Source organism: Mesorhizobium sp. M5C.F.Ca.IN.020.32.2.1 (assembly GCF_004023105.1).
Taxonomy (GTDB): Bacteria; Pseudomonadota; Alphaproteobacteria; order Rhizobiales; family Rhizobiaceae; genus Mesorhizobium; species Mesorhizobium wenxiniae.
This window is the reverse complement of sequence record NZ_RZSX01000263.1, coordinates 1-7,279: the sequence shown is the minus strand read 5'-3', so window position 1 is coordinate 7,279 and position 7,279 is coordinate 1. Positions and strand designations below refer to the sequence as shown.

The 7,279-nt window shown below is 61.4% G+C and carries 7 protein-coding genes and 1 pseudogene; 5 read left to right on the top strand and 3 right to left on the bottom strand.

Features of this window, described 5'->3' with window-relative positions; all coding sequences use genetic code 11:
- Positions 1–306, bottom strand: a pseudogene (locus tag EOA86_RS15195) (sugar-binding transcriptional regulator); the annotation flags it as partial.
- A 155-nt stretch (positions 307–461) separates the two neighbouring features.
- Here EOA86_RS15195 and EOA86_RS15190 point away from each other — a divergent pair.
- From EOA86_RS15190 to ugpC, 5 genes are all read left to right on the top strand, one after another.
- Positions 462–1,349, top strand: coding sequence for a sugar ABC transporter permease (locus tag EOA86_RS15190; protein ID WP_128342373.1), 888 nt, complete (start codon positions 462–464; stop codon positions 1,347–1,349).
- Between the two features lies 1 nt (position 1,350).
- Positions 1,351–2,223 (top strand): carbohydrate ABC transporter permease, encoded by an 873-nt coding sequence (locus EOA86_RS15185; protein ID WP_029355470.1) that lies wholly within the window; start codon positions 1,351–1,353, stop codon positions 2,221–2,223.
- Positions 2,224–2,282: 59 nt separating this feature from the next.
- Positions 2,283–3,788: an extracellular solute-binding protein gene (locus EOA86_RS15180; protein ID WP_029355472.1), complete on the top strand. Its 1,506-nt coding sequence runs from the start codon at positions 2,283–2,285 to the stop codon at positions 3,786–3,788.
- 64 nt (positions 3,789–3,852) lie between these two features.
- On the top strand, positions 3,853–4,578 hold the full coding sequence (locus EOA86_RS15175) for an SDR family oxidoreductase (protein ID WP_065010114.1): 726 nt from the start codon (positions 3,853–3,855) through the stop codon (positions 4,576–4,578).
- Between the two features lie 31 nt (positions 4,579–4,609).
- Entirely contained in the window at positions 4,610–5,677 is a 1,068-nt protein-coding gene (gene ugpC, locus EOA86_RS15170; protein ID WP_127209596.1) for a sn-glycerol-3-phosphate ABC transporter ATP-binding protein UgpC, read from the top strand.
- Between the two features lie 49 nt (positions 5,678–5,726).
- Here ugpC and EOA86_RS15165 read toward each other — a convergent pair whose 3' ends face one another.
- Positions 5,727–6,083, bottom strand: a complete 357-nt coding sequence (locus EOA86_RS15165; protein ID WP_128342372.1) for a DUF488 domain-containing protein — start codon at positions 6,081–6,083, stop codon at positions 5,727–5,729.
- 45 nt (positions 6,084–6,128) lie between these two features.
- Positions 6,129–7,279 (bottom strand): aminopeptidase (locus tag EOA86_RS15160; protein ID WP_164891762.1); only part of this gene is annotated, 1,151 nt, incomplete at its 5' end.

The following is a 7,279-nucleotide window of genomic DNA, read 5'->3' as shown; positions in this document are numbered from 1 at the left end:
CGTCTCGACGGTCTGCGCGGCATAGATGCCGATCACTTCGGAGAGCCCGAGCTCCGACCCGGTATCGTTCGGTGTGACGCTGCAGATGTCGAGCCGGTACTTCCGCCTGAGCTGTTCTTCCATTTCGAGCGCCTGGGACGTCCCGGCGTTGATGCGGATCGAGACGATGCCGCGCTCCTTCGCCTCGGCCAGCAACCTGTGGATCTTGGTGCGGTTGATCTGCAGCCGCTCGGCGATGGCCTGCTGCGTTTCGCCCAACACGAAATACTGATGGGCTACCCGTGCCAGGAGACCGATCGACGTCATGAGGGTCCTCCGATGCTGGTGGCGCACCCATCCGAATGCCGCTGTAGCCGGCCAACAAGTGCTTGCCACAGACAGGACGACAATATAGCATTTGAACAAATGCACAATATATGAACATTTGTGCATCGCAAAACGAAGCGGTTCGGGAGGAACGCGTGCGGGTTGCCAAAGCCAGACGTTTCGTCGTTTCGGATCACCCGCTGCCCTGGCTGCTGCCGCTGGTGGCGATCCTGCTTGTCTTCACGGTCTACCCCCTGATCTACAACATCTGGCTGAGCTTCCATGAGTTCGTCCCGCGCCGACGGGCGCTCGAATTCGTCGGAACGGAAAACTGGGTGCAGCTCTGGAACGACACGCGGTTCTGGCAGTCGCTCGTCATCACCTTCACCTATTTCGCCATCGCACTGGTCTTTGAACTGGTGCTCGGCATGGCGATCGCGCTGCTCCTCGACAGCGACGGCTTCGGTTTCGGATTCTTGCGCGGCGTCCTGACAATGACGCTTGTCATCCCGCCGGCCATCGTCGGCATGATGTATCTGCTGATGGAGGACCCGCAGTTCGGGGTGATCAGCTACCTCCTGCAGTCGATCGGCCTGCTCAATCCGAACAACCCTATCCTCGCCACGGCGTCGACCGCGCTAGCCGGCGTTCTCGTCGCGGAAATCTGGCAGTGGACGCCGTTCATGGTCCTCATCTTCCTTGCCGGTCTCAGGGCGCTGCCGCCGGAGCCTTACGAGGCCGCAATGATCGACGGCGCGTCGTCGTTCCAGATTTTCCGGCGCATCACCCTGCCGATGATGTCGAAGGTGATCGCGATCGCCGTGCTGGTCCGCGGCATCGATCTCTTCCGCGTCTTCGATTATGTCTTCGTCATGACGTCCGGCGGGCCGGGAGCGTCGACCTACTCGCTGTCCCTCTATGCATGGCAGCAGACGTTCAGCTTCGTAAAATGGGGCTATGGAGCCACGCTCAGTCTCGTCACTCTGGTGATCATCCTGGTCATTGCCAATCTCTTCATCCGTATCGCCAAGGTGGGATGGTAAAATGAACGGCTCCTTCTCAACGCGCATGCTTCGCACCATCGCCGCCTGGGTTGTGGTCGCAGTCTTCTTCTTTCCGATCTACTACTGGACGTCGGTGGCGTTCAAACACGGCAATGACATCTTCAACCGGCCGCCAAAACTGATCGCCTTCACGCCGACCTTCGACAATTTCCAGAAGGTGTTCGGGATTTCGCTGGGCAGCGGCGGCATCACCGTGACGCCGGGCGGCGGCAACTTCTACATGGCGCCTCGCGTCTGGGATTCGATCGTGATCGCGACGCTGTCGACCGTGCTCGCCGTCGCCATCGCCACGCTTGCCGCCTATGCCCTATCGCGAATGAACTTCCGCGGCCGGCACAGTTTTGTCGGATGGGTGTTGTCGACGCGCATGATGCCACCCGTCGCGGTCGCGGTTCCGATGTTCTTCATCTACAAGAATTTCGGTCTCATCGACACCTATACCGGCATGGTGCTGATCCACGCGCTGATGAACCTGCCGCTCGCCGTCCTACTGATGAAGAGCTTCTTCGACGACATTCCGTCGGAGATCGACGAGAGCGCCATTGTCGATGGCGCCAGCCGCTTCATGATCTTCCGGCGGATCGTGCTGCCGATGGCCAAGGGCGGCATCGCCGCCACGGCGGTCCTCTGCTTCATCTTCAGCTGGACCGAATTCCTGTTTGCGCTGACCCTGACCACCACGTCTGTCAAGACCGTGCCTGTCGTCTCCTCGACCTTCGTCACCTCGATCGGCACCGCTTGGGGCAACATGGCCGCGCTTGGCGCCGCATCCATCATTCCCGCTTTCATCTTCATTCTATTGGTTCAAAAGCACCTCGTGCGCGGTCTCACGATGGGATCGTTGAAACAATAGATGGGAGGCTCGAATTCGCAGCCTTGTGAAAATCGCGAATTAAACCGGAGGAGTAGACCATGAAAGACAGCATCAGAAAGGCGCATCTTGCCTCTGTCACCGATCGCTTCGTTCGCGGACAGATGGACCGGCGCTCGTTTCTTCGCGCAGCAAGCATTCTCGGCCTCGGCGCCGGCGCGCTCGGCATGGGCCTGGGACGACGTCCGTTCTACGGCATCAGCCAGGCATCGGCTCAGGAACAGGAACTGAAGCCCAGCGCCGAAATCACCAAGTGGCTCTCGGATGTCGGCAAGCCCTTTGCCGGAACGACCCTTCGTCTCGCCACCGAATCGACGCCGCCGTCGAATGCCATCGCCACGCAGCTCAAGCAGTATTTCGAGGAGGCTACCGGCATCAAGGTCGAGATCGAAGTTCTGCCGCTCGAGCAGGTGCTGCAGAAGCTGACGCTCGACGTGGCGTCGAGCCTCGGCACTTACGACCTCTACTATATCGACCAGAGCTGGGCGGCGAGCTTCAGCCAGGACGTCTTCGATCCGCGCGAGCAGCTCAAGAACGCTGATCTGGCAATGCCGAACTACAACATCGACGACTTCCTGAAGCCGCTCGTCGACGGTATCGCCATGTACGAGGACCGCATGGTCGGCGTGCCCTATGACATCCCGATCTTCATCATGCAGTACCGCAAGGACGTCTGGGACGAGCTCAAGCTGCCGCCTCCGGCCACGCTGGACGATTTGCTGAAGGCGTCTGCGGCGATCACCGACGCCAAGGGCCCGAACATGTACGGCACCAGCGGCCAGATGAAATCGGGCCATTACAGCCTCGAATGCGATTGGACGGCGTGGCTTTGGGGCCATGGCGGTTCGATTTTCGGCCCCGACGGCAAATTCACCGGCAATGACGAAGCTGGCTTGGCCGCCATGGCCTACTGGGACAAGCTCAAGGCGACGATGCCGCCCGGCGTCGACGGCTGGACATGGGATGGCGAGGGCCAGTCGGTCGGCCAGGGCGTCGCCGCCTCGATGCTGTCTTGGGGCGAATTCTTCCCGTTCTTCGACGATCCCAAGGCTTCCAAGGTCTCCGGTCTGATGGAAGCGATGGTTCCACCGAAACCTGCCGCCACGCTACGCACGGTCGAACAGACCGGATTCGGCGAAATTCCAGGCGTTGGTCACCAGGGCGGTTCTTCGCTCGCGGTGTCGAAATACTCGAAGAGCCCAGACGCTGCCTGGATCTTCATGCAGTGGGCGACCTCAGCCGATACCCAGGCGCTGATAACCGTTCTTGGCGGCGGTACGGGGCCAACGCGCACCAGCGTCTATGATGATCCGCGCGTGCTGGCCAATGCGCGTGTCGGCGCCGGCACGACCCGCCATTTGCCGGTCGTGCGCGACACCATCGCCAACTACATGGGATCCGAGCCCGACCTGCCGGCGTGGGCAGAACTCTCGAGCGATATGATCCCGGTTGCGCTGGGCAAATACTTCGCCGGCCAGTCGGGCTCGGCCAAGGAGTCGCTCGACGCCCTGAAAACCCAGGTCGACGATCTCGTCGCCAAGGGCTGAGTGTTCCGGGGTGGCGGCCTTGGGCCGCCACCCCGGGTATCGACAATTCCCATGAGGAAAAACAATGGCTGGAAAACAGCTCGTAGCAGTGACAGGAGCCAGTTCTGGTATCGGCGAAGCGGTCGCCAAGGTGTTTTCGCGCGCCGGCCATCCTGTTCTCATGATGGCCCGCCGTCTGGAGCGCATGGAGGCGCTGAACCTGCCTGACAGTATGGCCCGGCAGGTTGATGTCCGGGACCGCGCCGCAATTGCGGCCGCCGTGAAGGAGGCGGAAGCCGAATACGGACCGGTCGACATGCTCTTTGCCAATGCCGGCATCGCGCGTCTTGCCGATATAGGCCGCCAGCCGCCCGAGGAATGGGACGAGATGATCGACATCAACACGAAGGGCGTGCTGAATTCGGTCCACGCCGTGATGGCGGGCATGATGGCGCGCCGTCATGGAACGCTGTTCATGATGAGTTCGATCGCTGGCCGGAAGGTCTATCCGGACCATACGGTTTACTGCGGGACGAAATTCTTCGTTCACGCCGTGTCGGAGTCGCTGCGCGACTATCTTTCCGACTATGACGTCCGCGTGGTCGTGCTTTCGCCCGGGGTGATCGAAACCGAAGTTCTGAGCGGTGTCCTCGATCCGCAGACGCTCGCCAACTACAAGGCCAACAAGCTCAAGATCGGTGGCGGGATCGGGCCCGAGCACGTGGCTGACCTTATGCTGCACACCTACCAGATGCCGCAGAACGCCCTCGTGCAGGAAATCGTCATCACGCCGACAAGGCAGAAATACTGACGACCCGAATCAGGGCTTCTGGAGAGAGCGAATGGCTACCGTAGAATATAGGAACATCGCCAAGAATTTCGGGCATATCGAGGTGATGAAGGACGTCTCCTTCGGCATTGCCGACCGCGAATTCGTCGTGCTTCTTGGGCCGTCGGGCTGCGGAAAGACCACGCTTCTGCGCATGACAGCAGGGCTCGAGAGCGTGACCGACGGCGATCTGTTGATCGGCGACAGGCGGGTCAATGACGTTCACCCACGCGATCGCGATATCGCGATGGTGTTCCAGAACTACGCGCTTTATCCGACAATGAAGGTGTTCGACAATATCGGCTTCAGTCTCGAAGTGGCGAAAGTGCCAAAGGCGGAGATCAGGAAGAAGGTCGAATGGGCGGCGGAAATCCTGAATCTCACGCCCTATCTCGGGCGCTATCCCAAGGAACTGTCGGGTGGCCAGCGCCAGCGCGTCGCCATGGGCCGCGCCATGGTGCGGAATGCCGCCGTCTTCCTTTTCGACGAACCGCTCTCCAATCTCGACGCGAAGCTGCGCACGCATATGCGCGTCGAAATCCGCCAACTCCACAATCGTCTCGGCACGACCACGATCTACGTCACCCATGACCAGATCGAGGCGATGACGATGGCTGACAAGATCGTGCTGATGCACGCCGGCAGGATCATGCAGATCGGCACGCCCGACGAGGTCTATGAGCGCCCGAACTCGAAATATGTCGCTGATTTCATCGGCTCGCCGTCGATGAATTTCATCGCTGGCGCTGTCGAGACCGCGGGCGGCAGTCCTCGCTTCGTCGCCGAAGGCGTGTCGATCGGCCTCTCACCGGAGATCAAGGCGAAGCCAGGCCAAAAGGTCATCATGGGCGTCCGGCCGCACGATCTCGGCATTTCGGATGCGGGTGAGATCAAGGGCGAGGTCGTGCTGTCCGAAACGACCGGCGCGGATGTTCAGATCCATTTGCGCGTGGCGGGATATGACGCTGTCGCCGTGGTGCCGCGTGACGAGCGCCGCAACGCCGGCGCCGCGATAAATCTTTCGGTACTGCCGGGCAAAGTGCACCTCTTCGATGCGGCCACGGAACTGCGTGTCGCCTGAGGAGATCAGCGATAAGGCGTCGATGTGACCCGGCAGCGTGCGCGCTGCCTCAGCCCTTTAGGCGGAGATAGTCAGCCAAGGCCACTGCGTTGTTATGCATGTCGTCCTGGGCGCCGTAGAGCAGCGTCACCCGGCCATTGTCGAGGAGGGCGCGCAATTGGCCGACCGCGTCGCTGTTCCTATCGAGCTCGCCGCGATATCGCTGCTGGAATTCCATCCAGCGCGTCGGCTCGTGGCCGAACCATTTGCGCAATTCATCGCTTGGCGCGACGGTCTTCAGCCATAGCGTCAGCGCGGCGTCTTCTTTGCGGACGCCGCGCGGCCATATGCGGTCTATGAGCACCCGCTGGCCATCGCCAGGCGAGGGCGGCTCGTAGATGCGCTTGACCTTGATATCGAGTTTCATTGCCAACTCCGGGGTTGATCGCCGTGACGGTTAGTTGGCGGCTCCTTACGCCCACTCGCCCTTACGCATAACCGGCACGCGGCTGCCGCCCTTGCCGACGCCGTCGATGTCGATCCTGTCCGAACCGATCATCCAGTCGATATGGATGAAGCTCTTGTTGCCGCCACGCGTCCCGATCTCCTCCTGGCTGAGCGAGGGGCCGTCGACGAAGCACTTCGAATAGCACTGGCCGAGCGCGATGTGGCAGGCGGCGTTCTCGTCGAACAGCGTGTTGAAGAACAGCAGGCCGCTCTTCGAGATCGGTGAGGAATGCGGCACCAGCGCGACCTCGCCGAGACGGCGCGCACCCTCGTCGGTGTCGAGCACCTTCTTAAGCACGTCCTCGCCCTTCGAAGCCTTTGCCTCGACGATCTTGCCTTCCTCGAAGCGCACCGAGATCTCGTCGATCAGCGTGCCCTGGTAAGACAACGGCTTGGTCGAGGAGACATGCCCCTCGACGCGCCTTGCATGCGGCGTGGTGAAAACCTCCTCGGTCGGAATGTTGGGATTGCAGGTGATACCGTTCCTGGCGGTCGAAGCGCCGCCCATCCATTCATGGCCGTCCGCGAGCCCGACGGTGAGATCAGTTCCCGGCCCAGTAAAATGTAGCGCGTGGAAATTATGGCCGTTCAGCCATTCGGTGCGGCTGCGAAGAGCCGCATTGTGCGCCGTCCAGTTGCCGATCGGATCCTCCACATCCACCCGCGAGGCGGCAAAGATCGCGTCGGCGAGTTTTGCCACGGCGACGTCGTCGGTATCGCCCGGAAACACCTGCTTGGCCCAGGCCAGGTCGGGATAGGCGACGATGTTCCAGTTGATGTCGAAGCCGGTGATCTTTTCCAGCGCCGGCTGGTAGGCGATGGAATTCGCCTTGTTGGCACGCGCTACTTTGGCCGGATCCTGTGCCGACAGCAGCGAGGGGTCCTCGCCGCGCACGGCAAGCCGCGCCGCATTGTTGGCGAAGGCCTTCGCCATCCCCTCATAGAGCCAGCCGGCGGCGTGGTCGAAGCCGGCATCGGCCCCGTAGCGGAAGCGCGCCAGCGTCATCTCGTCGTCATTGAAAATGGGCGTCACCAGGCCGGCGCCGGCTCTGTAGGCATGCTCGACGATCCGTCGCGTCAAAGGCAGCGCTGCGATCGACGATGTCAGCACCAGAT